Raw genomic sequence first — 23832 nt, 5'->3', positions numbered from 1 at the left:
AACATTTTTCCAGACAACAAAAAAGCGTCAGACAAGCGCCCGACGCCAATTATAAGTATAATACTAATTTAGTACCATACTACCGATTGCGTGACTCCATGCTTCTCTCATTTTTTCTCGTTATACAGTTTTTTGGGCAGACTTCGCCAATGTAACTGCAATACCGGAAAAAATTGCACGGACAATATACAAAAATTTAGCTATACTAGTTCGCGCATTCAAAAGAAACATGTCATCTCACCTCTTTTCATTAATACATATAGAATAAGGGATGCTACTATAAATGTCAATTGTTCTCCCAATCACATGCACGAAACACAGCGTTTCAGCTCAGAAACTTATACCATTGATGTGAAACACGAACCCAAAGCACCAAAATCTATTTACCAATTAGTCGAAACCGTTTACATTAATAAGGCAAGCAAAACTAAAACAGACTAATCGCACATAATTTTTGGAGGTGCCATAATGGAACATAATAAGTTGAAACCTTTCCCAAAAGATTTTCTATGGGGATCAGCTTCTGCAGCGTACCAAGTAGAAGGTGCCTGGGATGAGGATGGCAAAGGACCATCTGTATGGGATGAATTTGTTCGTATTCCTGGAACAACATTCAAAGAAACAAACGGAGACGTAGCGGTGGATAATTACCATCGTTATAAAGAAGATGTCGCGCTAATGGCTGAACAGGGCCTAAAAGCATATCGTTTCTCTGTCGCATGGAGTCGCGTTATCCCGCATGGTAACGGGGAAGTTAACGAAGCTGGACTTAAGTTCTATGATAATTTGATTGATGAACTTCTTTCTTATGGAATTGAGCCAGTTGTTACACTTTACCACTGGGATATTCCGCAAGGGCTTCAAGACGAATATGGTGGATGGGAATCGCGCAAAGTCGTAGAAGATTTCACTACTTACGCTGCCCTTCTATTCGAACGCTTTAACGGACGAGTTAAATACTGGGTAACACTTAATGAACAAAACGTATTTATCTCACACGGTTACAAATTAGCGTATCACCCACCTGGCGTTTCTGACGACAAGCGTATGTTTGCGGCAAATCACAATGCGAACTTGGCGAATGCTTCTGCAATTGCTAAATTCCGCGAGCTAGGAACATCTGGAAAAATTGGCCCAAGTTTTGCTTACGGACCAAGTTACTCCATCGATGCCAACCCGGCGAACGTGTTAGCTTCTGAAAACTCCGAAGAATTCAATGCCCATTTCTGGATGGATGTTTACACATGGGGTGAATATCCGACTGCTACTTGGAACTGGCTGGAAGAGCACGGTCTTGCACCGGAAGTCTTACCAGGCGATACGGAACTTCTGAAAAAAGGAAAACCTGATTTCATGGGAGTTAACTATTACCGCTCAATGACTCATGCATTTAATGGGAAAGACGGCGTTGGTTCTGGGAAAATGAATACAACTGGCGAAAAAGGCACTTCCGAGGAAACTGGTGTACCGGGGTTATACAAAAACACCAACAACCCTTACTTAGAGAAAACGAATTGGGACTGGGACATTGATCCAACTGGCTTGCGCATTGGCTTACGTAGAATTACTAACCGCTATAAATTACCAATCATGATTACAGAAAATGGTCTTGGTGAGTATGATAGCTTGACGGAAGACCACAAAATTCACGATGAGTACCGGATTGAATACATTCGCGCACATGCTCTAGCAATCCAAGAAGCAATCACTGACGGTGTAGAGATGCTTGGTTACTGCACTTGGAGCTTCACAGATTTACTAAGCTGGTTAAACGGCTACCAAAAACGTTACGGTTTCGTATATGTCGACCGCGATGAAAATGATGAAAAAGAATTAAAACGCTATAAAAAAGACAGTTTTTACTGGTATAAAAAGACAATCGAAGCAAACGGAGCTAATTTAGTAGAAGAACAGGGCAAATAAGCCTTGTTCTCTCTCTGCTTCAACCATTTTGGGAGGGAAAATCTTAATGAAAAAAATATTACTTGTATGTGCGGCCGGAATGTCGACAAGCTTACTTGTTACAAAAATGAAAGCGCACGCAACCTCTATCGGGGAAGAAATTGAAATTGAAGCATTACCAGTATCTGAAGCTAGTAACGTAGTAGATAAAATGGATATCGTTATGCTTGGACCTCAAGTCCGTTACCAAAAACCGCAAGTGGATGAACTTGTACAAGGTCGCATCCCTGTTGTAGTAATTGATATGAAAGATTATGGAATGTTAAACGGGAAAGCCGTTCTTGAAAAAGCTTTCGCGGAAATTGGTTAAGGGAGTTTCATTTAAAATAGGGAGGTTTTAAAATGAGTATGATGTCAAAATTTGAACACGGCATGGAACGTGTTTTAGTACCAGTTGCGAATAAATTGAACTCGCAGCGCCATATTGCAGCAATTCGTGATGCATTTATTTTAGTTTTCCCATTAATTATGGCGGGTTCAATTATCACTTTGATTAACTTCGCAGTATTATCACCAGATGGCTTTATTGCAAAAATTCTATTCCTAGGGAAAATCTTCCCTAATTTAGCAGATGCACAGGCTGTATTTTCGCCGGTAATGCAAGGTTCGACCAATATTATGGCGATTCTGATTGTATTCTTAGTCGCGCGGAATCTCGCCATCTTCTTTAAACAGGATGATTTACTCTGTGGACTTACCTCGATAGGTGCATTCTTTATCGTTTATACACCTTACACAGTAGTTGACAATGCATCTTACATGACAATCAAATTCTTAGGCGCACAAGGCCTTTTCGTTGCTATTATTGTAGCGATTATTACTGGGGAAGTATTTAGCCGTCTAGCTAGATCCCCTCGTTTAATGATTAAAATGCCTGACCAAGTACCACCAGCAGTTGCTCGTTCTTTTAAAGTATTAATTCCAGTTATCATCATCACTATTCTTTTCTCTGTAATTAACTACTTAATCACTTTAGTTGCTCCAGAAGGTTTAAACGACCTTGTTTACACAGTTATTCAAGCGCCACTTAAAGATATGGGAACTAACGTATTCTCTGTTATCATCATTGGACTTGTTTCTAACTTACTTTGGGTTCTTGGTATTCACGGACCTAACACAGTTGCGGCTATTCGTGACACCATTTTCACTGAACCAAACTTAGATAACTTATCTTACGTAGCACAACACGGTTCTGCTTGGGGCGCTCCTTACCCAGCAACATGGGCTGGCCTAAATGACGGATTCGCAAACTACGGCGGATCTGGTATGACTCTAGGTTTACTGATTGCTATCTTTATCGCATCCCGTCGTGCAGACTACCGCGATATCGCGAAACTTTCTCTTGCACCAGGGATTTTCAACATCAACGAACCAGTTATTTTCGGTTTACCAATCGTATTAAACCCAATTATGGTTATTCCTTTCATCATTACACCAGCAATCAATACATTAATTGGTTACTTCTTCATCTCAACAAAACTTATTCCACCTGTCGCCTATCAAGTGCCTTGGACAACTCCAGGACCACTGATTCCATTCCTTGGTACAGGAGGAAACTGGCTCGCGCTTCTGGTCGGCTTGCTCTGTCTAGCCGTCGCAACAGTCATTTATCTACCATTCGTACTTGTATCTAACAAAATTGCCGCGAGTGATGCTGCAATGGATAAAAATGCAACAGCCTCAACGGAACAATAGGATGTGACAAAATGAAAATTGCAGCTTTTGATATCGGTGGAACGGCCCTTAAAATGGGGGTCGTTTTGCCGCATGGTGAAATTATTTTAACAAAATCAGCCGAAATCAGCGGTAGCGACGGCGACCAAATTTTAGCAGAAATGAAATTGTTTCTTGCTGAAAATACGGACGTGACGGGCATTGCAGTCAGCGCACCGGGCTATGTGAACCCGAAAACCGGGCTTATCACAATGGGCGGCGCTATTCGTAGATTTGATAACTTTAATTTGAAAAAATGGCTTGAAGCGGAAACCGGACTTCCTGTTGCCATCGAAAATGACGCCAATTGCGCCCTGCTTGCCGAAAAATGGCTTGGTAAAGGACAAGATTTGGATGATTTTCTTTGTTTAACGATCGGAACTGGGATTGGTGGCGGAATCTTTTCCAATGGTGAATTAGTTCGTGGCGGTCGTTTCCGGGCTGGCGAGTTTGGTTATATGTTTAGCGAACGTCCTGGTGCTTTCCGTCCTGGCAAATATACGCTAAATGAGACCACAACCATGCTTGTTCTTCGTAGACAATACGCGGAACTTACTGGGCGCCCTTTGGAAGAGATTACTGGTGAAGAAATTTTTGCTAATTATGATGCGCAAGATGCCGTTTCGGAACGACTTATTACTGAGTTTTATACCGGGATTTGTACGGGGCTTTATAATTTAATTTACCTGTTCGATCCAACGCACATTTTTATCGGTGGTGGAATTACAAGCCGCCCTACTTTTATCGCGGAGCTAAAGCATCATATGGAGAGCTTTGGACTGCGTGACACAATTATTGAAACAGCAACACATAAAAACCAAGCTGGCCTACTCGGCGCAGTGTATCACTTTTTACAGGAGGAAAATAGACATGAATGAAATGGAAACAGTTATTTTTGGCATGATTAGCCAAGTTGGTTCTGCGAGAAGCAGTTACTTAGAAGGACTTCGTGCGGCTCGTGAAGGCAATTTCGAGGAAGCAGAAGCAAAACTAAAAGAAGGCGGCGAAACACTCGCAAACGGGCACCACGAGCATCATAAGCTAATCCAAAAAGAAGCTTCCGGTGAAAAAGTGGAAATTCAATTACTTTTAATCCATGCGGAAGACTTACTCATCACAACAGAAACATTAAGAGAAGTTGTCACTGAGTTCGTGCATGTATACAAAAAAATAAGCTAATAAAAAAGCGTGTAGGCCTCAAAACCTACACGCTTTTTATTATTCTTCTTGTTCTTGATTATAATTTTTCTTCGCCATCGCTTCCAGTAAAAATAGCACCGGAATTTGCGTCGTAATATTCGTTTTATCGACCATTTCTTGCGTCACATAATACGGAATATTAACATCAGACAAGCCCGCAAGCGTATTGTGGCTCGTGTTGGTGATACTAATAATCCGACTGCCGTACTGCTGCATATTTTGCGCCTGCTCGAGCACCTGGTCCGTTTCGCCTGACACAGAAAGTATAATCATCACTGCTTTATTTTTAAATTGCTCTCCCGGGTTAGGATAAAATGGATCTTTAATATAAAATGTCCGCTTCTTCATATTGGAGAAAAAACGACTACCATACTCTGCTAAAATCCCTGAGGTTCCGATTCCGAAAAACACGACTAAATCAGCTTCATTGATAATTTCCGCCGCCGCATCTAGCACATGATCATAATCACGATTCATTGTCCGTTCAAAGAATTCCTCTAAAACTTCTACTGTATCCGCCGTTTTTTTCTTCACTTCACGCGTCGCTTCTTGTTTTAGCTTCACTTTAAATTCCGAGAAGCCTTCACAACCCAATTTTCTAGTAAAACGAACGATGGAAGCCGGCGAAACATGTGTCACTTCTGAAAGCTCACGAACTCTCATAAACATAACTTTGTCCCGATTGTCCATTATGTAACGGTATAAATGATGCTCTGTCTCTGTAAATTGTCTAATCACTTCATACGAAAACATAAGTTTATTCACCTCATCTGTATCAGTATTTCCCGGGAAATAAAAACAGGCGACCGCTTCGCAATATGCAATTTAGGTCACCTGTCCGTGTCCATCTTCTTATAAGGATGGAATATTTTTCTTTTTCTTCACATAGAAACGTAGGGCAATAATAATTGCACCACCAACTGTGTTAACAATCGGACTTAACGCTACATTGATATTTGGAGGAATTGTCACTTGTACAATCGTCATTACAAACATCCATATCGCAATGACTCCGACCGCTACTAGTAAGTATTTTATTGTTCCACCTTTTTGACCAGCGCGCATGTTAGATGCGTATTTACGTAAGATCAGCATCGCGAAACCACCGACAACCGCAGTGATTACTAGCACGATAATTCCTAAAGTCTGTGCATTTTTTTGGAAATAAGCACTAATTCCGGAAATCAGCATCATCGCTCCAAGTACAAGGAGTCCGCCGTCAAGAACTAGCCACCATTTGTCTGTATTTTGCTCAACCGTAGCTGCTTTCACATCTAAAGAAACAACATATTCTGTTGGTGTTAAATTAAATAATTTTCTCGCTGTTATGCCTTTTTTCTGTTCGGCTAAAATCTTTTCACTCATTTCATAGACAATCACTTCTTGTTGTTCTGCGCCGTAATGAGTTTCTCGCAAATGCTTTTCGACTTCCATAACATATTGCAAGTTCCGCTTTGTTAAACTAGCTTTTAATTCAGCTAATTGCGGTTTATTCGTTTCTGTTTCTGTGGTCAATGCTAAATCCTCCCTCACTCATTCTATCCTCTATTATACCGGACTTACCTACTATAAAAAAGCTATTTTTTTAATTCGTTTTAGACATCTGGAAAAGGCCACGCATTTTATTTAAAATGTAGAGCGCTAAAATAAAACTAGCAATCGTCGCGCCTATTCCCCAAGCTAGATAACCAATGAATCCAAGCTCCGTATCCGTCACAGCCAAATTAGCCGAAGCCATCCCAACGAACAACGAAAACAATACTAAAAACGGCCATTTAACCCACGGGAAAGCAAATAAATAGCCACTCCGTTCAATATGCTGCTTTTTATATAAAATTAAAATAGCTATAACCATCAGCACACTCAATATCACACTGAAAATAACCGCTCCAAACGACGCCGACTCAAACGAAAACGGAGAAAATACATTCACATAATCCTCAAATCGCAGCAGTTTAGACATCCCTTTATCCCCAGCATGCGGCCAAATAAAGTTATACATATTATCTAAAGTAGGATTTAACACATTCGGCAGTAACATTACCCCAAACGCCACAAAAGCTGCAGCAATTGGCGAACCTATCAATAAGCCAATTAAAATCGCCACTAAAAATATAACAATGTAAGTAAATAGCCCACCAACAATATCCACCCAAAATTTCGCTGCATCAAACTGAACATATTCTGTTGGTACTTGCGACAAGAAATAAGCCAAACCAATCCCCATGGAAGCAATGTAGCTTAAAGCAATCGTCGCTATCCCCATGATCATTTTAACCCCAACAATATGGGTCCGTTTATAAGGCAACGATGCAGTAAATCGATTCGCCCTTGTATATCGTTCAAATATTACCGCTAAAACCCCTAAAATAAACACACTTACCTTAATCAACGTGAAAAACATCTCTACTTGAAAATAAAACATAAACGGCATATATTCCACAAACTCTTCTTGAACAAAATTAGTGTACATCGGCACCGACAAATAAGCGACCGTCAAACTAGCCTTCATTTCCTCATCAGAAGTCTTATATTCTGGATTTTCTTCCTGCAACTTTATAAAGTCACTCGATTCATAGTAGTCCTTTTGACTATGCCATCTGTCCGCGTCTGACATTAAGCCTAAAGTAATTCCCAGAAAAAAAAGTAACGCCACTCCCAAAAGCATCCATCTCATATTACGCCATTCCCGATACCATAACCCTCGATTAAACATTATTAGTCTCACCCCCTGCTATATCTCGTAATAATCTATTTTGTCATTCGCCAAATGCACCGTGAAAATATCCTCTATCGATATCGACATTTCTTCCAGTAAAACCGGTTCCTCTAAACGCAAATCAGCCAGAAAACCACTTGCATTTTCCGTCACTAAAAGTGTATAAATCCGCCCATTCCGATACAATAATTGCGCATTATTCTTCACAAATTCAGGTATTTTTTTCGTTTTAAAGGCCACCTGTATTTTCACCGCATCCGTCCGCATATCGTCCAAATAGTAATCCAGCTCCACACTCGCACCCTTTAGAACAATCACCCGATCCGCAATCGCCTCAAGCTCTTCCAAACGATGAGACGCAATCACAACACTCGTCCCGCGCTTCTTCACCGTATCCTTAATAATCGCCAAAATCTGTTTTTTTATAATAATATCTAACCCGTCCATCGGCTCATCCAGCAACAAATACCGAACATTAAGCGAAAAAGCTAAAATAATAAAAAATAAAGCCTTTCGTCCCTTTGAAAAAGACAGTAACTTCGCCTTCATCGGTAGTTCAAATTGCTTCATTAGCTCCATAAAAAATGTTTCATCAAAAGTTGTATAAATTTGCTTATAAATCTTAACAACCGTGTGTACACTATATGTATTAAAGTGATTCATATTATCTTCCAAGAAAAATAGTTGTTGTTTCACTTCTGGGTGTTTAAAAATACTCTTTTCATCTAAGAAAACATCGCCCTCATCCGGCAAATAAATCCCTGTCATCGTCGAAAATAATGTCGTCTTCCCAACACCATTTCGACCAATTAAAGCCGTTACCTCGCCAGCTTTCAAATCAAATGAAACATCCTTCAAAACCAAGTTATCATCCATCTTTTTAGTTAAGTTCCGAATTTCCATTTTTCCACCTCTTTCACTCATTATATAAGCTCTGTACTATTTTTTCTACACTTTTAAAAACTTTCTATCAATTCACGAAAGAAAGTTGAAACCAATCATTATACTAATTTCACATATTGCGGTAAAATATCTCTATATGAACTTATTTAAAACCCCTGAGGTGAAAACATGATAAAACTTGATACAACCATGCTCGATTCTTTTAAAGAAAACCCGACGCTCCGGAAACACTTATTTTCTGGACATTTTGGTTTGGAAAAAGAAAATATTCGCGTAACTTCTGATGGAAAACTGGCTCTTACGCCACATCCAGCTATTTTTGGCCCAAAAGAAGATAACCCATATATTAAAACCGATTTTTCGGAAAGTCAGATTGAAATGATTACTCCGGTAACTGACTCAATCGACTCTGTCTATGAATGGCTTGAAAACCTTCATAATATCGTTTCTTTACGCGCTAAAAACGAACTACTTTGGCCGTCTAGTAATCCGCCAATTTTACCAGCCGAAGAAGATATTCCGATTGCTGAATATAAAACACCCGATAGCCCGGACAGAAAATATCGCGAGCACTTGGCTAAAGGCTATGGCAAGAAAATCCAATTATTATCCGGAATTCATTACAATTTCTCCTTCCCGGAAGCTTTAATTGACGGACTTTACGCCGAAATTCGCCTTCCCGAAGAATCCAAGCAAGACTTTAAAAACCGTCTATATTTAAAAGTTGCCAAATACTTTATGAAAAATCGTTGGTTACTCATTTATTTAACTGGCGCGAGCCCGGTCTACCTTGCCGATTTTACAAAAACGGCAAACGAAGAAGCTTTGCCTGATAGCACTAGCGCCCTTCGTGACGGCATTTCGCTTCGCAATAGTAACGCTGGCTATAAAAATAAAGAATCGCTTTTCGTCAATTACAATTCATTTGACGCTTATATTTCCAGCATTTCCAACTATATCGAAGAAGGCAAAATCGAGAGCATGCGCGAATTTTACAACCCAATTCGTTTGAAAAATGCTCATACCGACCAAACCGTTGAAAGTTTAGCGGAGCATGGCGTGGAATATTTAGAAATCCGCTCCATTGACCTAAACCCGCTGGAGCCAAACGGTATTTCCAAAGATGAACTTGCCTTTATCCACCTATTTTTAATCAAAGGTTTGCTTTCAGAAGACCGCGAACTATGCGCAAACAACCAGCAATTAGCCGATGAAAACGAAAATACCATCGCGCTTAACGGCCTTGCACAACCAGCCATTAAAAATTGCGATAACGAAGAAATGTCCCTTGCAGATGCCGGACTTTTAGAACTCGACAAGATGAGCGAATTCATCCAAGACTTACTGCCAGAAGACACCCAGCGCCAAGCAATCATCGAAAAACAAAAAGAACGTCTGCTACACCCTGAAAAAACAATCGCCGCACAAGTAAAACAACAAATAACCAAACAAGGCTACATCGGCTTCCATTTAAACCAAGCAAAGACTTACATGGAAGAAACCGAAGCACTAGCCTACAAACTAATCGGCGCAGAAGACATGGAACTTTCCACCCAAATCATCTGGAAAGACGCCATCGCGCGCGGCATTAAAGTAGACGTATTAGACCGAGCAGAAAACTTCCTCCGCTTCCAAAAAGGCGACCACGTGGAATACGTTAAACAAGCCAGCAAAACGTCCAAAGATAACTACGTCTCCGTTTTAATGATGGAAAACAAAGTAGTCACAAAGCTTGTACTCGCAGAACACGGTATCCGCGTCCCATTTGGCGACAGTTTTAGCGACCAAGCCCTTGCACTCGAAGCTTTCTCGTTATTTGAGGATAAACAAATCGTTGTGAAACCGAAGTCCACCAATTACGGATGGGGCATCAGCATTTTCAAAAATAAATTCACACTTGAAGATTACCAAGAAGCTTTAAATATCGCATTTAGTTATGATAGCTCCGTTATTATCGAGGAGTTCATTCCTGGCGACGAGTTCCGTTTCTTAGTCATCAACGACAAAGTAGAAGCAGTACTAAAACGCGTGCCCGCCAACGTAACTGGCGACGGGATCCATACAGTACGCGAACTAGTTGAAGAAAAAAACACCGATCCATTGCGCGGAACTGATCATTTAAAACCACTTGAAAAAATCCGTACTGGCCCAGAAGAAACACTCATGCTTTCCATGCAAAAACTTTCTTGGGACAGCATTCCAAAAGCAGAAGAAATCATCTACCTTCGCGAAAACTCCAACGTCAGCACAGGTGGCGACAGCATTGACTATACCGAAGAAATGGACGATTACTTCAAAGAGATAGCTATTCGCGCCACACAAGTCCTTGACGCCAAAATTTGCGGCGTAGACATAATTGTTCCACGTGAAACAATTGATCGAGATAAACATGCTATCATCGAGCTAAACTTCAATCCCGCGATGCATATGCACTGCTTCCCGTATCAAGGGGAGAAGAAAAAAATTGGTGATAAGATTTTAGATTTCTTATTTGAATAAAAAAGAACCGTCATCCTCCTTAAAGCGAGAGGATGACGGTTCTTTTCAATTCCTAGCTAACAAAAGCTTATTTGTAATTAAATTTAAAACAAAATAAATTCCTACAAAGCTGCCCCAATAAACAAACAAATTCTCATACCCCAACAGCAACATCCTAAATAAAATTTTATGAATAAGAACAACAAATAAGATAAGCCCACTATTCACCAAAGAAATACCAACTATTTTCATTTTATTTCTCCTTTCTGGATTTGAGTGACACGATCTGCTTTTTCGGAGATTTCTTGATATTTAGTATGGAAAATTTATTATCACATCCTTTGTTAAAGGTTATCTTTACTGTAACATTAACAAACCATGTATAACCAAAACCGTAATAAACGACTTAATTCTTATCATAAATAGCTAAAATTATAGTGTCTTAGTGCATTTTCTACACATATCGTGTTAAAAACCTTCATTTTCAGAATAAAAAAAAGCACTAGACGACTCATTATACATGTTTCTATTCAGCATCAAGCTTGATAGTCACAAAAGTTTCACATACCAGCTTAACTTAACTACATATATTTGAAATTTTTCACTTAAACACCGAAACCATGTAAATATCATTGTATATTTATTCAAACACTCACCAACACTTTATCTTTTCGCCCATATATACTACAATGAACTTTAACGAAAAAACGGAACCACCTCCGTTTAAAATAGAAAGGGGTGACTACATGCTTTTTTACGAGCGTATTAAAATCATGGTCCCACCATTTCCCTGTGAAGGATGTTTTTTTCCCAGATAAATAACTTATTCAGGAGAGAATTTTATGGAAAAAAACATCAAAACAAAGAAAATCAATTTAGCATTACTTGTTTGCCTTGTGGGATTTCCACAAATTAGCGAAACCATTTATACGCCCTCTTTAACCGAGATTGCTACGAGCTACGGCGTCTCATTAAATTTGGCTCAAATGACTTTAAGTATCTACTTTCTTGCTTTTGCAGTTGGTGTCTTCTTTTGGGGCGTTAGTTCCGATTTTTTAGGTCGACGAAAAGCAATGAACTTTGGGTTATTTATTTATATTATAGGTTGTTTGGTTTGCCTTATGTCTAATAGTATTACTGTCCTTTTTATCGGGCGGTTTATCCAAGCATTTGGTGCTAGTACGGGCTCGGTTACTACGCAAACAATTTTACGCGACAACTATCACGGAACAGATCGCCACCATTTATTTGCAAAAATATCAGCTGCCTTAGCCTTTTCGCCAGCAATTGGTCCATTAGTTGGTGGGTTTATCGGACAGTATTACGGCTTTCGTGTAGTATTTTTATTTTTAGTAATGATGGGAATGGGCCTGCTATTCTGGAGTTTAAAACGACTACCCGAAACCATTATTGTTACGTCTCATTCTTTCAACGTGCAGAAAATGGTAGGAATTGGTAAAAAAATGGTATGCGACCGCTATACTGTTGTGTTTGGCGTATTAATTGGTATTTTTAACGGAATATTGTTTAGTTACTATTCCGAAGCCCCAACTATATTTATCGAGAAGTTCCATTTTAGCCAGAGTCAGTATGGCTTTATGGGATGTGCTGTCGCGGCGGCAACTATATTAGGTGCGTGGCTTTCCAACCGGCGCCTAAAACAGCACTCGCCCCAAAAGATAATTACAGAAGGAATTTTGTTAGCCCTTGGCGGAACTCTATCTCTTAGCATAGTTTCTGCATTCCCCTTAATAATCCAAGTGATAGCGTATATTCTTTTCGTTTCTATTATCTTGGTAGGAATCGGCATGGCATTACCAAACTGTTTGAGCTTAGCGCTAGTGAAATTTCAAGAAGTTGCAGGTACGGCTGGTGCCTTTTTAAGCTTAGGGTACTATGTCATTGTCAGTATTTGTACGTTTTTAATTGGCATCCTACACTCAGGATCACTGCTTGTATTTCCAGCGTTTTGCACAGTGCTTCTTTTAATTGCACTTACTTGTATAAAAGCAGTAACTAGAAAAAATAGCTAACTAAAAAACAGGAAACTTTTGAAAACCATTTTCGAAAAAGGTGGCTTAAAGAAGTTTCCTGTTTTATTTCAAACTTAAGCTAGTTGGCTTGTTTACATCCAACCTTATTTTAAAATTAGCACTTGATTCTGCAATTACGATACCTTCGCACTCTTCCATAATATTTACAAATGGATTGGAAGTTTCCGAGTATAAAACCCAAAGTAAATTTTTACTCTCATCAAGATAAGCAACAAATCCTTCCGAACCATAACTTCCCTCACCAACACAACAGTAAAAACCATTTGATAACTTAATTTCCTTAAAAACATCTATTTTTGTAATGTTTTCTTGATCCGCTTTATAAACATCCAAAAATGAAAAGTAATGACCCTTTTTGATATCCGGAATGGGATAGTAGCTGATCTCCACCTCCACCCCCGAACCATCTGAAAAATGAATACCATTTTTAATCAGCAATTCTTCTCTATTCCATAAATCATTTATTCGTATCATGGATTTCTTCTACCTCTCAATCTATTTTTCACACATTCATATGATTTTCTGCATTGTTAAAGTCAACAATTCTTGTAGCGAATTATATAACAATTCACTTTCTCCAGAGTCATGATAATAGATAGTTATTTTTCCAGCAGTATCCATCAAAATTGGATTTCCTGAACCATCATCTGAAACAACATAACTCTCGCTTAATTCTTTCGAGATAGTTTCTCCATAAATTTTTCTAAACTTAAGGGTTAAATCTATTACTGTCGCTTTTCCAATTAACGAACCATTGTTAAATGCATGAATACTTATTCCGCCAAAAGCACCACCAAACTGCTTTATAAAATGAATATATTGCTTATTAAACTGCGCATCTAGTATTTTCTCCGCTTCATGTATTTGCTCTTCAGTCGCTGGTTGCCCCTTCAAACCACTATGCTGCTTATAAAATTCTTCTAGTTTCTCAAAAACATCCAATACTATCCCTCCCGCTCAATCTGCTCGTCATGAATTATTTCCGCCACATTAAGCTGATTCATCACGTTTTTCATGAACTTATATCTACTTAATTTATCCGCATTTCTTCCCTCAATGAACGCCATATTAATAATTGTTTCATACTGCTTATGTTCTTCATTCAACCATTCATTTGAGTGTAAATAATTATCCGTTATCTTTAATTCATCCGCATGCATTCCCCTATATCGAAAATAAACACCGAAGTACGAACTATCATTTTCTGTGCATACTATATCCCATCTCGTATCAAGAAAACTACGTATTTCCTCTTTTGAATAATTACTGCCATATTCTAAATAGTAGGTTTTTATCATAATTCTCCTTTCCGTTTCCAGTAACTCTTTTATTTTAAATTATTCAAAATAGAAATTTCATTGGTTTTCACATTTAAAGTAATAAAGAATCCTGCTGTAGATTTTATATATACAATATTATTATTGGTTGTTAGTTCGATAAAAGGGTTTGATGTCGTAGAAAAAAGCATCCAATTAATCTGATTATCTGCATCTGTTTTGACAATAAATCCTTCATTACCCATCTCTCCCTCACCACAGAAAACAAATTGATCATCAACGGAAATACGATCATTTATTTGGTAATTTGCCCATGGATCCTTATAATCTTGCAATAGTTTAGGCAATGCAGTATCTACACCATATGAAATAACATACTCTTTTTTAAAAGTATCTATTAAATTTTCATTGTGCGTATATGTAATATCAATCAGTTTCACATGTCCAGAGTCTTTAACGATAACATCTATACCTATTAGTTGGTTTTGTAGCCATCTTCTTTGTAATTCGTTTAACATCTGTTCACCCCATATCTAATATTTCCCAGGGAATAAAAACTCTCCCCATATACCTATCATAACAAAAAAAGCACCCAACCCCTAAGAGCCTAGTGCTTATTTTTTATGCTAATTGTTCGTTCATGCTTTCCATTTGAGCAAGGAAGGCTTTTTGCCATTTTTTCTCGTTTAGGAATTCAATTGGGAACTGAGGGTCAACCGTAATTAAAATTTTAGCCCATGAATCTGTACGTAATGAAGATGCTTGACGAACTGTCATAACAAACATAACTACAATACCTGCGATTAAATATAGCGTCACAATAATTCCTGAAACTATTATAGCCATTACGTTATTACTCATTATAAAGAAATAAATTATATAACCTAAAATTCCTGCTCCAACAAAGAATCCTCCAACAAAAATGAACGTTTTCTTACGGTCGCGTCCATAAGTAGAAATACCTAGTGCCTTTTCTAACAAGGCCATTTGGCGAATTGGATTTTTTTTCTTCGCAACTTGAATACCATATTTATCAATTAGCAAATGTGCTGCTTTTACTTCTTCTTTATTATTCTTCGGCATAAGTACGATTAGAACAATAAAAAGTGCTATAAAAATTAACTGTACCAAACAAAACACTCCTATAATAAGATTTATAGTTAATTATAGCATTATTAAGCTCTACGCAAATTGTACATTTTGTGAATTAATTACGACATATGCCTAAGAAAATAGCCAATACGCACTTGACAAAATAGCTATATTGCGCAAATGTTTCACATGAAACTTTTTAATGTCCCCTCATTTACATCAAAAACCGGTTAAAGATTCTTCTATTTCCACTAGTAGAAACTCGCCAAAATTATCTGCTACAATCCGCTTCTCGGCATTGTGTTTGAATGATAATTGCGTTTCAACTATCACGGCCTCACCCGCATCTCCAATCGTCGAAGTGTCGATAGAAAATACCGATCCATAGCCTGAATTTTTTATCATAATCAGTTCTTTATTTATATCCCCAAGTGCGCGCGCCTGCTCCGTTGCAAATCTAACATCCGGGATAGATGCAGCGCTTAATCCCCTTTTAGATATGCCGTAAAAAGATTCACCATTAAAAGTTAATGTTCCATATTTTTCTAAAAAAACCTTATATGACTCCGGAAACTCATTCCCTAAAGAGTCCTGATAAACTTCAATTAATTCAGGCGTTCCTGTCCCACTAAATTGATAGGTTGTTTCGCTTAGAATCATTAGTCTTTCTACTTCCTCAATAAAACTACTAGTCATCATAGTTACACTCCCATAGGCTTTTTATTTTTTAACATTAAGATACTTTATTATATCACCCTAGGCGTTTGTAGGACTTATTTATGACTAATCCCATAAAAAAAACAATCTTTTGACATACTCACTCGTCAAAAGATTGTTTCACGTGAAACCTTACTTCTCAATTAATCATTCTAATTTACCATATTCATAATCTAATTCCTCTTGAATACAAGCCTTTTCAAGATATTTGATTACCTTCTTAAAACTAGGACCTGCTGGAATATTAACTGAATAAAACGTCTCATTCATGCATTCCCAAGAACATCCCAATTTCACTAGTTTATTTAAGCTCCTCTTTATCACGTTCTCATCAAAAAATACGATTCGAATCGTGCTATTGCCACTATATCGAACTATTTTATGAAATAAAAATTCAGCATCAGGCCCCACTCTAATTGAAACCACATCATTAAGTGAAACTTCCTTAGCGTAAAAAGGAATATTTTTTATCTTATAGTTCCCTGATGATAATTTCTCTGCCCACAAGCTCTCGGTATATACAGGCGGATAGCCTTCTACAACATCTAGATTAAAAAATATTTTTTCCATAGTAATTACCATCTTTCTAATAAATCAGTTGTTTATATTCTTAAGTATAGCATTAATGGGAACTAATAAAAAACAATCTTTTGACATCCTCGCTCGTCAAAAGATTGTTTCACGTGAAACATATTAAACGTTAAAGCGGAAATGAACAACATCTCCATCTTTCATTTCGTATTCTTTACCTTCTAAGCGTACTTTACCTGCTTCTTTGGCTGCTTGTTCTGAGCCGTGTTCAAGCAAAGCATCATATGCAACTACTTCTGCACGAATGAAACCGCGTTCGAAGTCAGTATGGATAATCCCAGCACATTGTGGAGCTTTCATACCTTTGATGAATGTCCAAGCGCGAACTTCTTGAACGCCTGCTGTGAAGTAAGTCGCTAAGCCAAGCAATGTGTACGCGGAACGAATCAATTGATCTAAACCAGATTCTTCAATTCCAAGCGCTTCTAAAAACTCAAGCTTATCTTCGTCTTCAAGTTCAGCGATTTCTTCTTCGGCACGAGCACAAACCACGATAACTTCGGAGTTTTCAGCTGCAGCGAATTCGCGTACTTGTTGTACGTATTTATTGTCGTCCGGGTTAGAAACGTCTTCTTCACTTACATTTGCCACATATAAAACTGGTTTTCTTGTAAGTAAGAAAAGATTGCGGACGATTTTATCTTCGTCTTCGTTAAATTCAATCGCGCGAGCTGGCTTGTCATTTTCAAATGCTTCACGTAATTTAACTAAAACGTTATATTCTGCAACCGCATCTTTATCTTTTTGTTTAGAAAGCTTCTCAACGCGTCCAATACGCTTCTCTACCGTTTCTAAATCCGCTAAGATAAGTTCCAAGTTGATTGTAGAAATATCGTCTAGCGGGTCTACTCGGCCTTCTACGTGAGTAATGTTTTCGTCGTCAAAACAACGAGTAACATGACAAATTGCATCTACTTGGCGAATATGGGATAAGAATTTGTTCCCAAGCCCTTCACCTTTACTAGCACCTTTTACAATTCCGGCGATATCTGTAAATTCAAAAGTAGTTGGAACAGTTTTTTTCGGTTTTACAAGTTCTGTTAGTTTGTTTAATCTTTGGTCAGGAACTTCAACAATTCCTACGTTCGGGTCAATCGTTGCAAACGGATAATTCGCAGCCTCTGCTCCTGCTTTTGTGATTGCATTAAAAAGTGTCGATTTCCCAACATTAGGAAGCCCGACAATACCAGCTGTAAGTGCCATTATATATAAACTCCTTTTCATTAACTTCATTTTAAAAATGCCCATCAATTAGACATTTTTTCACTAACGTATATTATAAAGGTTTTTCACACAAAAAGCCACCCACCAAAAAACGAAAACCCTTTAAATAACAAAGGATTTCCGTTTTAAATGAACTTATTTTAAATCTGCTACATGTTCTTCAAGATTAATACCAGTTCCCGCAGCCACTCGACTAGCGAATTCAGGCTCTACTTGATAGAAGTTACGCAAGTTGCGAATTTTAATATCATCACGCACGCCAGACCAATCGTCGACAATATTTTTCACAAGCGCCGCACGTTCTGCATCTGAATAACGATCCCACACTTCTTTTGCATGTCCAAAATTATTTGGTTTTTCCGCAATCAGGCGGCCAGCAATATCACCACGAATTTCTTGTTCCGGTTCGATAAACGCTGGGTTTTCTTTCGGTTCTGTATCATAACTATTTGGCTCATAATTAATCGAGCTCGTTTGTTGTTTAAACGGCATATGACCATCACGTTGGTTGTTCGCAACAGGCGCTTTCGGGCTATTGATTGGCAGTTGCAAGTAGTTCGGTCCCACGCGGTGTCTTTGCGTATCTGAGTAAGAGAATAAACGCCCTTGCAACAAACGGTCCTCAGAAGGAAGCATTCCGCGCACAAGTACACCAGGATTAAAACCAACTGACTCTGTTTCCGCAAAAATGTTATCTGGATTGCGGTCAAGCGTCATCGTTCCTACGTGCTCATACGGGAAGACATCTTCAAACCAGTCTTTTGTTGCGTCTAGCGGATTAAAATCAAAGTTATCCAAGTCTTTCGGATCCAACACTTGCACAAATAAATCCCACTCCGGATAATCTCCATTTTCAATCGCTTCATACAAATCACGGCTTGCATGGTTGAATTCTTTTGCTTGAATTTGTGAAGCTTGCTCCGTTGAAAGGTTGACAATGCCTGCTTTTGGAACCCAGCGTAATTTTACATAGACTGTTTTTCCTTCTTCATTAATCCATTTAAAGGCATGCACACTAGAACCGCGAATTTCGCGATAAGATGCCGGAGTTCCCTCATCACTGAACAAGTACATAATCATCGTTGTAGCTTCTGGGGTTAAGCTAAAGAAGTCCCAGTAACGATTGCCATCTTGAATATTCGTGCGCGGATCCGGCTTCAAAGAGTGAATAACGTCCGGGAACTTGATCGCATCACGGATGAAGAATACTGGTAAATTATTGCCAACAAAATCATAATTTCCCTCTTCCGTATAAAACTTAACCGAGAACCCACGTGGATCACGCAAAGTTTCCGGAGAATGTTGACCATGAATTACTGTTGAGAAACGAACAAAAACCTCTGTTTCCGCCCCTTCTTCTTGTAAAAAATTAGCCATTGTATATTTTTTCATGCTCTTTTTAGTAACAAATTTCCCGTGCGCACCAGCACCCCGAGCATGTACAACCCGCTCTGGCACCCGTTCTCTATCAAAATGCGCCAATTTTTCAATAAGCACATAATCTTCTAGCAAAGTTGGTCCTTTAAGCCCCGCCGTCATCGAATTTTGGTTATCACCGACTGGCACACCTTGATTCGTCGTTAAATTCTTTCTATCTGTCATATGTATATACCTCCATAAAAATAATATATCATTTTGTTTATAATAATTATTAAATGATACTATTTATATTCTAAAGAAGGAACAGCTAAACTTCAACTAAAAGGCTTATAAAAAAAGAACAGGCGACTAATTAATCGCCTGTTCTTTATTCTTGTTCTGCTTTAACTAAAATCTTCTTCACTTTTCGCTCGAATTCTCGGCGTGGAATCATGACGCTATGCCCACAACCTTCACACTTAATTCGAATATCCATACCCATGCGGATAATCTTAAATCGATTGGTACCACATGGATGAGGCTTTTTCATTTCTACAACATCATTCAAATCGAAATGCTTTTTTTCCATAAACATCACAACCTATTCATCATCAAACTGAATATCTAAAATCTCTAAAATGCGATCTAAATCATCATCTGATAAAAATTCAATTTCAATTTTACCTTTTTTGTCGCGACGTTTAATCGAAACTGCCGTACCAAATTTATCACGTAATTGGCTTTCGCTTTCACGGATAAAGATAGGCACTCTAGCTGGTTTAATTGTTTCACGTGAAACATTTTCGTTTAGATTGTTTATAACATCTTCTAATTGGCGAACTGTTAAGCCTTGCGCCACAGCCTTTTTCGCAGTTGGTATGATGTTTTTCTTGAGTTTCAATCCTAGCAATACACGGCCATGTCCAGCTGATAATGAACCATCTCGCAACATTACTTGCACTTCTTCTGGCAATGTCAACAAACGAACAAAGTTAGCGATATATGGTCGGCTTTTCCCAACTCGTTCTGCTAATTTCGCTTGTGTTAAGCCTAATTTCTTCATAAGGAACTGATATGATTCAGCTTCTTCTAACGGAGATAAATCTTCACGTTGTAAGTTTTCGATAACAGAAAGCTCCATCATTTCTTCTTCTGTCAAGTCACGAACAACTGCTGGAATCTCTTTTAATTTAGCCTCTTTTGCTGCACGATATCTACGTTCGCCTACAACAATTTCATATCCTTTTTCCGTATTTCTTAAAATAATTGGCTGTAAAACGCCGTGAATTTTAATGGAATCACGTAATTCATTGATTGCTTTTGCATCAAAGATTTTACGTGGTTGGTATGGGTTAGGCTTAATTTCTTTTATTGCGATATTTTGAACTGTTTCTTCGTTGGCATCAACATTATTAAATAGTGCATTGATTCCTTTACCTAGACCTTTAGCCATGTGCAACCACTTCCTTTGCTAATTCTAAATAAACTTCTGCACCTTTCGATTTTGCATCATATAGCAAAATCGGTTTTCCATGACTAGGTGCTTCACTTAGGCGTACATTACGTGGAATGATGGTACTAAATACTTTATTTTGGAAGTATTTTTTCACTTCTTCTATTACTTGAATGCCCAAATTTGTTCTGGCATCAAGCATTGTTAGTAAAACACCTTCAATTTGTAAATCTTCATTAAGATGTTTTTGAACGATTCTAATTGTGTTTAAAAGCTGGCTTAGACCTTCTAGCGCATAATATTCGCATTGGACTGGAATTAAAACCGAGTCCGCTGCTGTTAATGCATTTAAAGTCAAAAGCCCAAGTGATGGTGGACAATCAATAATTACATAGTCATAATCATCACGGATTGAGTCGATTGCTTTTTTCAATCTAATTTCACGTGAGATAGCTGGAACTAGCTCTACTTCAGCACCCGCAAGTTGAATTGTAGCTGGAATAACATTTAAATTATCTAAGTCTGTTTTTTGCAACACATCTTGAATGGCTACATCGTCAACTAGTACATCATAAATACAATGTTCAATTTCACCTTTGTTAACACCAACCCCACTTGACGCATTACCTTGTGGGTCAATATCAACTAGTAATACTTTTTTACCTAAAAAAGCTAGGCTAGAGCTTAAATTAACGGATGATGTCGTTTTACCAACCCCACCTTTTTGGTTTGCTAGTGCAATCACTTTGCTCAATCTTTTTCACCAACCCTTATTTTGTACCGAGATTTCCGGTTCTTTTATCTTCTATTCTACCAAAAGATTTTCATTTAGTCTTACAAAAAGTAAAAATAAATTGAAATTCGTGTTTTGAAAGCCGAAAAATGATGAAAATAATGTTTTGAAAAACTAGAAATGTTTCACGTGAAACATTTTAAAACAAAAAAAGCAACCAACCTAAGCTGATTACTTTTCTATCTTCACTCTACTGAAAAAGTTGCTTTAACCCCTAGAACTGTGCAGACTTTCTGATACATTCTAAGAGTTAAATCTGGATCTCCAGCTTCTAAACGACCAATAATAACAGGAGATAAATCTGATTTAAGTGCTAAATCTAATTGCGACCATTTTTTCTCCATTCGTTTAGCAAAAATATATTTACCAAGGCTTGCGGAAAAACTATCTAAGTAATGAGCAATGCCTTCATTTTCTAATGCTTTATTTTTCAGTGTTTCAAATTGATACTCTGAGTTGCCAATGCTTGTTTCAGCTTCGATACGGCGCAAGAATACGCGTTTTACTTCCTCGCGATAAGAGCCCATTTGATCTGTAAATGGATTTTTATCCTTAAAATAGCCTTTAACGAAGCAATAATATGTTTCATCTCCACTAAATGCAGTGAAGTAAATTAAACGACAATTTTTATCTTTAAAATGTGCTTTCATCTCTTGAATTGGTTGGTCTACAGTTGTTTCTATACGAGTGGTTTGCAGTGAATAAGCTTGACTTTTACCGATGATTAAATGCACATCGGGGAGAATTTGCTTCCCAGTACTAAGTTTTCTTGTTTCTGCTGTTTCTAATTGTAGTAGGCCTTGGAATACTAAAGTGGCCATGAGTGGTTCTTCCACAATTAAATTTTGTAAGAAATCATAAGCTTGGAACTCATTTTGTTCGTCTTTCACAAAAATGATTTTTGCCATTCGTTTCGTGATTCCACCCAGAGTTGAGTGAATCACTCCCTCCTTTACAACTTTACCTAATTCTATTGTACTTTTTTCTGTTCAAAATTGCACTTATTTTCTCTAATTTTTAAGAAATAAAGCCATATCACTCAATTTGAGTTGATTGGCAATTAAAAAATAAAAACCCCACTTCGCTAAGTAGGGTTTCACGTCTATTTTTTTGCTTCTTTAGCTATTTGGTACCAACCATAAATCTTCACTATTGCAAAGAAAGTATATGCAAAAGCGATGATATACGCGCCATAATTCGTTAGTAAAATATTAAAGCCACTTCCCCAGCCAGCCTCTTCTGCTACGGCAACTGCTCGTACGTAAGGGCTGGTGAAAAAGTATGTAATGTATATTGGGTTCAAGCTCATGATAGCGCTAGTGATTGCTATTGCTAGGGATGGCAGCACCATGAAGGAGCTAATAATCCCGATTGCATGGCCAATTATCTTCAAAAACCTCACTGTTACACCTCTTTACTTCTTTTTAGGAATTTGAATGGTAATTTGATAAAAATCATCTGTTTCTTCTTCGGTGAAATCTAGGTCCATTCCGTTATCTTTAACCATTGTCACCGACTGTTTAATCGTGTTCATGGCGATGCGCACGTCACGACTAATAGCTTGGCGTTTTGGTTTTGGTTTTTTCGGTGCTTCTGGTTTTTTCACGCCTAAAATTTCTTGAATTCTTGCTTCGGTTTGTTTGACGTTCCAGTGATTTTCTTCTATTTCAGCTAAAAGAGCCACTTGTTGCGCTTCCGTTTCTAAAGCTAGTAACGAACGAGCATGGCGCTCCGAAATTTGTTTGTTAAGAACGGCATCTTGAATTGTTTCTGGTAGTTTTAGAAGACGCATTTTGTTTGCAATGGCAGATTGGCTTTTGCCAACACGCTGCGCAAGTGCTTCTTGTGTGACTTCTTGCATGTCCAGCAAGCTCCGGTATGCTTTTGCTTCTTCAATTGGTGTTAATTCCTCACGTTGTAAGTTTTCAATTAACGCAATCGCAGCTACTTCTTCATCATCTAAATTTTGAATAATTGCTGGGATTTTTTCCAATTCTAAAGAAAGCACGGCACGAAAACGGCGCTCTCCTGCAATGATTTCATAAGAATCTGGTTCCATTTCTCTAACCACAATCGGCTGTATAACACCGTGAATTCGGATAGTTCGAGCAAGCTCATCAATCTTATCTTGATCAAATACTGTCCGTGGTTGGAATTGGTTCGGGAAAATTTTATCTGTAGGAAGTTCTTGTACGCGCTGTACCTCTTCTTCTGCTACTTTATTATCATTATCGATATCATCTACTTGATTCTTATCTTTTTTTCCAAATAAACGTGAAAAAGGCATCTGGGTCCTT

The 23832-nt window shown here is 38.1% G+C and carries 28 protein-coding genes; 8 read left to right on the top strand and 20 right to left on the bottom strand.

All coding sequences use genetic code 11. The features are described from left to right. The first annotated feature begins 90 nt into the window (after positions 1 to 90). From HCJ55_RS09170 to HCJ55_RS09145, 6 genes are read left to right on the top strand one after another with little or no spacing between them, the layout of a single operon-like run. Positions 91 to 441 (top strand): hypothetical protein, encoded by a 351-nt coding sequence (locus HCJ55_RS09170; RefSeq protein WP_185517867.1) that lies wholly within the window; start codon positions 91 to 93, stop codon positions 439 to 441. A gap of 27 nt (positions 442 to 468) precedes the next feature. Next, the gene (locus HCJ55_RS09165; RefSeq protein WP_185517865.1) at positions 469 to 1923 is read left to right on the top strand and encodes a glycoside hydrolase family 1 protein; all 1455 of its coding nucleotides are present in this window, start codon (positions 469 to 471) and stop codon (positions 1921 to 1923) included. Between the two features lie 46 nt (positions 1924 to 1969). Continuing rightward, entirely contained in the window at positions 1970 to 2272 is a 303-nt protein-coding gene (locus HCJ55_RS09160; RefSeq protein WP_003722122.1) for a PTS sugar transporter subunit IIB, read from the top strand. 32 nt (positions 2273 to 2304) lie between these two features. Next, on the top strand, positions 2305 to 3657 hold the full coding sequence (locus HCJ55_RS09155; RefSeq protein ID WP_003722123.1) for a PTS sugar transporter subunit IIC: 1353 nt from the start codon (positions 2305 to 2307) through the stop codon (positions 3655 to 3657). Positions 3658 to 3668: 11 nt separating this feature from the next. Beyond that, on the top strand, positions 3669 to 4553 hold the full coding sequence (bglK, locus tag HCJ55_RS09150; RefSeq protein ID WP_185517863.1) for a beta-glucoside kinase: 885 nt from the start codon (positions 3669 to 3671) through the stop codon (positions 4551 to 4553). Next, positions 4546 to 4854: a PTS sugar transporter subunit IIA gene (locus HCJ55_RS09145; RefSeq protein ID WP_003728639.1), complete on the top strand. Its 309-nt coding sequence runs from the start codon at positions 4546 to 4548 to the stop codon at positions 4852 to 4854. The genes bglK and HCJ55_RS09145 overlap by 8 nt, the downstream gene beginning before the upstream one ends. Positions 4855 to 4893: 39 nt before the next feature. Here the strand turns inward: HCJ55_RS09145 and HCJ55_RS09140 are convergent, their stop codons facing one another. From HCJ55_RS09140 to HCJ55_RS09125, 4 genes are all read right to left on the bottom strand, one after another. After that, positions 4894 to 5628 (bottom strand): MurR/RpiR family transcriptional regulator, encoded by a 735-nt coding sequence (locus HCJ55_RS09140; protein WP_003722126.1) that lies wholly within the window; start codon positions 5626 to 5628, stop codon positions 4894 to 4896. 99 nt (positions 5629 to 5727) lie between these two features. Further along, on the bottom strand, positions 5728 to 6390 hold the full coding sequence (locus tag HCJ55_RS09135) for a DUF1129 domain-containing protein (protein ID WP_185502842.1): 663 nt from the start codon (positions 6388 to 6390) through the stop codon (positions 5728 to 5730). A gap of 70 nt (positions 6391 to 6460) precedes the next feature. Beyond that, positions 6461 to 7591: a permease gene (locus HCJ55_RS09130; protein ID WP_185502841.1), complete on the bottom strand. Its 1131-nt coding sequence runs from the start codon at positions 7589 to 7591 to the stop codon at positions 6461 to 6463. Positions 7592 to 7609: 18 nt separating this feature from the next. Next, entirely contained in the window at positions 7610 to 8497 is an 888-nt protein-coding gene (locus tag HCJ55_RS09125) for an ATP-binding cassette domain-containing protein (RefSeq protein WP_185517861.1), read from the bottom strand. Positions 8498 to 8665: 168 nt separating this feature from the next. On the opposite strand from HCJ55_RS09125, the gene gshAB reads away from it, so the two are divergent. Further along, positions 8666 to 10996 carry a bifunctional glutamate--cysteine ligase GshA/glutathione synthetase GshB gene (gene gshAB, locus HCJ55_RS09120; RefSeq protein ID WP_185517859.1) on the top strand — a complete coding sequence of 777 codons (2331 nt, stop codon included), beginning with the start codon at positions 8666 to 8668 and terminating at the stop codon, positions 10994 to 10996. A gap of 45 nt (positions 10997 to 11041) precedes the next feature. Here the strand turns inward: gshAB and HCJ55_RS09115 are convergent, their stop codons facing one another. Continuing rightward, positions 11042 to 11227, bottom strand: coding sequence for a bacteriocin-like WGxF protein (locus HCJ55_RS09115; protein WP_185502838.1), 186 nt, complete (start codon positions 11225 to 11227; stop codon positions 11042 to 11044). 590 nt (positions 11228 to 11817) lie between these two features. On the opposite strand from HCJ55_RS09115, the gene HCJ55_RS09110 reads away from it, so the two are divergent. Further along, on the top strand, positions 11818 to 13008 hold the full coding sequence (locus HCJ55_RS09110) for a multidrug effflux MFS transporter (RefSeq protein WP_185517857.1): 1191 nt from the start codon (positions 11818 to 11820) through the stop codon (positions 13006 to 13008). A gap of 63 nt (positions 13009 to 13071) precedes the next feature. On the opposite strand, the gene HCJ55_RS09105 is transcribed toward HCJ55_RS09110, so the two are convergent. From HCJ55_RS09105 to noc, 15 genes are all read right to left on the bottom strand, one after another. After that, positions 13072 to 13503 carry a hypothetical protein gene (locus tag HCJ55_RS09105; protein ID WP_185517855.1) on the bottom strand — a complete coding sequence of 144 codons (432 nt, stop codon included), beginning with the start codon at positions 13501 to 13503 and terminating at the stop codon, positions 13072 to 13074. Positions 13504 to 13539: 36 nt separating this feature from the next. Continuing rightward, positions 13540 to 13971, bottom strand: coding sequence for an SMI1/KNR4 family protein (locus HCJ55_RS09100; RefSeq protein WP_061388201.1), 432 nt, complete (start codon positions 13969 to 13971; stop codon positions 13540 to 13542). Between the two features lie 2 nt (positions 13972 to 13973). Then, positions 13974 to 14189, bottom strand: a complete 216-nt coding sequence (locus tag HCJ55_RS09095) for a hypothetical protein (protein WP_012582287.1) — start codon at positions 14187 to 14189, stop codon at positions 13974 to 13976. Positions 14190 to 14356: 167 nt separating this feature from the next. Continuing rightward, positions 14357 to 14824, bottom strand: a complete 468-nt coding sequence (locus HCJ55_RS09090; protein ID WP_070299120.1) for a hypothetical protein — start codon at positions 14822 to 14824, stop codon at positions 14357 to 14359. 103 nt (positions 14825 to 14927) lie between these two features. After that, positions 14928 to 15437 (bottom strand): hypothetical protein, encoded by a 510-nt coding sequence (locus HCJ55_RS09085; RefSeq protein WP_008949006.1) that lies wholly within the window; start codon positions 15435 to 15437, stop codon positions 14928 to 14930. Positions 15438 to 15617: 180 nt separating this feature from the next. After that, positions 15618 to 16097 carry an SMI1/KNR4 family protein gene (locus HCJ55_RS09080; protein ID WP_008949007.1) on the bottom strand — a complete coding sequence of 160 codons (480 nt, stop codon included), beginning with the start codon at positions 16095 to 16097 and terminating at the stop codon, positions 15618 to 15620. Positions 16098 to 16262: 165 nt separating this feature from the next. After that, entirely contained in the window at positions 16263 to 16685 is a 423-nt protein-coding gene (locus HCJ55_RS09075) for a DUF4265 domain-containing protein (protein WP_185502833.1), read from the bottom strand. Positions 16686 to 16808: 123 nt separating this feature from the next. Then, a complete protein-coding gene (gene ychF / locus HCJ55_RS09070) occupies positions 16809 to 17909 on the bottom strand; it encodes a redox-regulated ATPase YchF (RefSeq protein WP_185391803.1) in 1101 nt (366 codons plus the stop codon). A 156-nt stretch (positions 17910 to 18065) separates the two neighbouring features. After that, a complete protein-coding gene (locus HCJ55_RS09065; RefSeq protein ID WP_185502832.1) occupies positions 18066 to 19532 on the bottom strand; it encodes a catalase in 1467 nt (488 codons plus the stop codon). A gap of 145 nt (positions 19533 to 19677) precedes the next feature. After that, complete coding sequence (locus HCJ55_RS09060) at positions 19678 to 19884, bottom strand: DUF951 domain-containing protein (RefSeq protein ID WP_003728659.1); 207 nt, start codon at positions 19882 to 19884, stop codon at positions 19678 to 19680. A 6-nt stretch (positions 19885 to 19890) separates the two neighbouring features. After that, positions 19891 to 20742: a ParB/RepB/Spo0J family partition protein gene (locus HCJ55_RS09055; protein ID WP_185517853.1), complete on the bottom strand. Its 852-nt coding sequence runs from the start codon at positions 20740 to 20742 to the stop codon at positions 19891 to 19893. Then, on the bottom strand, positions 20735 to 21496 hold the full coding sequence (locus tag HCJ55_RS09050) for a ParA family protein (protein WP_008949010.1): 762 nt from the start codon (positions 21494 to 21496) through the stop codon (positions 20735 to 20737). Before HCJ55_RS09050 ends, HCJ55_RS09055 begins: the two co-directional genes overlap by 8 nt. A 224-nt stretch (positions 21497 to 21720) precedes the next feature. Then, complete coding sequence (locus tag HCJ55_RS09045) at positions 21721 to 22479, bottom strand: helix-turn-helix domain-containing protein (protein ID WP_185502830.1); 759 nt, start codon at positions 22477 to 22479, stop codon at positions 21721 to 21723. A gap of 158 nt (positions 22480 to 22637) precedes the next feature. Next, the gene (locus HCJ55_RS09040) at positions 22638 to 22937 is read right to left on the bottom strand and encodes a hypothetical protein (RefSeq protein ID WP_185517851.1); all 300 of its coding nucleotides are present in this window, start codon (positions 22935 to 22937) and stop codon (positions 22638 to 22640) included. Between the two features lie 12 nt (positions 22938 to 22949). Beyond that, positions 22950 to 23822 (bottom strand): nucleoid occlusion protein, encoded by an 873-nt coding sequence (noc, locus tag HCJ55_RS09035; RefSeq protein WP_008949012.1) that lies wholly within the window; start codon positions 23820 to 23822, stop codon positions 22950 to 22952. Between the last annotated feature and the right edge of the window lie 10 nt (positions 23823 to 23832).

Origin of the sequence: Listeria marthii, assembly GCF_014227425.1 — a bacterium.
Classification (GTDB): domain Bacteria; phylum Bacillota; class Bacilli; order Lactobacillales; family Listeriaceae; genus Listeria; species Listeria marthii.
This window is presented reverse-complemented; position numbering and strand designations above follow the sequence as displayed.

What these genes read in the sequence shown, in the direction of transcription:
- HCJ55_RS09165 (WP_185517865.1), top strand. Translation starts at nt 469, where the DNA reads ATGGAACATAATAAGTTGAAACCTTTCCCAAAAGATTTTCTATGGGGA.
- HCJ55_RS09160 (WP_003722122.1), top strand. Translation starts at nt 1,970, where the DNA reads ATGAAAAAAATATTACTTGTATGTGCGGCCGGAATGTCGACAAGCTTA.
- HCJ55_RS09155 (WP_003722123.1), top strand. Translation starts at nt 2,305, where the DNA reads ATGAGTATGATGTCAAAATTTGAACACGGCATGGAACGTGTTTTAGTA.
- bglK (WP_185517863.1), top strand. Translation starts at nt 3,669, where the DNA reads ATGAAAATTGCAGCTTTTGATATCGGTGGAACGGCCCTTAAAATGGGG.
- HCJ55_RS09145 (WP_003728639.1), top strand. Translation starts at nt 4,546, where the DNA reads ATGAATGAAATGGAAACAGTTATTTTTGGCATGATTAGCCAAGTTGGT.
- HCJ55_RS09140 (WP_003722126.1), bottom strand. Translation starts at nt 5,628, where the DNA reads ATGTTTTCGTATGAAGTGATTAGACAATTTACAGAGACAGAGCATCAT.
- HCJ55_RS09130 (WP_185502841.1), bottom strand. Translation starts at nt 7,591, where the DNA reads ATGTTTAATCGAGGGTTATGGTATCGGGAATGGCGTAATATGAGATGG.
- HCJ55_RS09125 (WP_185517861.1), bottom strand. Translation starts at nt 8,497, where the DNA reads ATGGAAATTCGGAACTTAACTAAAAAGATGGATGATAACTTGGTTTTG.
- gshAB (WP_185517859.1), top strand. Translation starts at nt 8,666, where the DNA reads ATGATAAAACTTGATACAACCATGCTCGATTCTTTTAAAGAAAACCCG.
- HCJ55_RS09115 (WP_185502838.1), bottom strand. Translation starts at nt 11,227, where the DNA reads ATGAAAATAGTTGGTATTTCTTTGGTGAATAGTGGGCTTATCTTATTT.
- HCJ55_RS09110 (WP_185517857.1), top strand. Translation starts at nt 11,818, where the DNA reads ATGGAAAAAAACATCAAAACAAAGAAAATCAATTTAGCATTACTTGTT.
- HCJ55_RS09105 (WP_185517855.1), bottom strand. Translation starts at nt 13,503, where the DNA reads ATGATACGAATAAATGATTTATGGAATAGAGAAGAATTGCTGATTAAA.
- HCJ55_RS09095 (WP_012582287.1), bottom strand. Translation starts at nt 14,189, where the DNA reads ATGCATGCGGATGAATTAAAGATAACGGATAATTATTTACACTCAAAT.
- HCJ55_RS09090 (WP_070299120.1), bottom strand. Translation starts at nt 14,824, where the DNA reads ATGTTAAACGAATTACAAAGAAGATGGCTACAAAACCAACTAATAGGT.
- HCJ55_RS09080 (WP_008949007.1), bottom strand. Translation starts at nt 16,097, where the DNA reads ATGATGACTAGTAGTTTTATTGAGGAAGTAGAAAGACTAATGATTCTA.
- HCJ55_RS09075 (WP_185502833.1), bottom strand. Translation starts at nt 16,685, where the DNA reads ATGGAAAAAATATTTTTTAATCTAGATGTTGTAGAAGGCTATCCGCCT.
- ychF (WP_185391803.1), bottom strand. Translation starts at nt 17,909, where the DNA reads ATGGCACTTACAGCTGGTATTGTCGGGCTTCCTAATGTTGGGAAATCG.
- HCJ55_RS09065 (WP_185502832.1), bottom strand. Translation starts at nt 19,532, where the DNA reads ATGACAGATAGAAAGAATTTAACGACGAATCAAGGTGTGCCAGTCGGT.
- HCJ55_RS09060 (WP_003728659.1), bottom strand. Translation starts at nt 19,884, where the DNA reads ATGTTTATGGAAAAAAAGCATTTCGATTTGAATGATGTTGTAGAAATG.
- HCJ55_RS09055 (WP_185517853.1), bottom strand. Translation starts at nt 20,742, where the DNA reads ATGGCTAAAGGTCTAGGTAAAGGAATCAATGCACTATTTAATAATGTT.
- noc (WP_008949012.1), bottom strand. Translation starts at nt 23,822, where the DNA reads ATGCCTTTTTCACGTTTATTTGGAAAAAAAGATAAGAATCAAGTAGAT.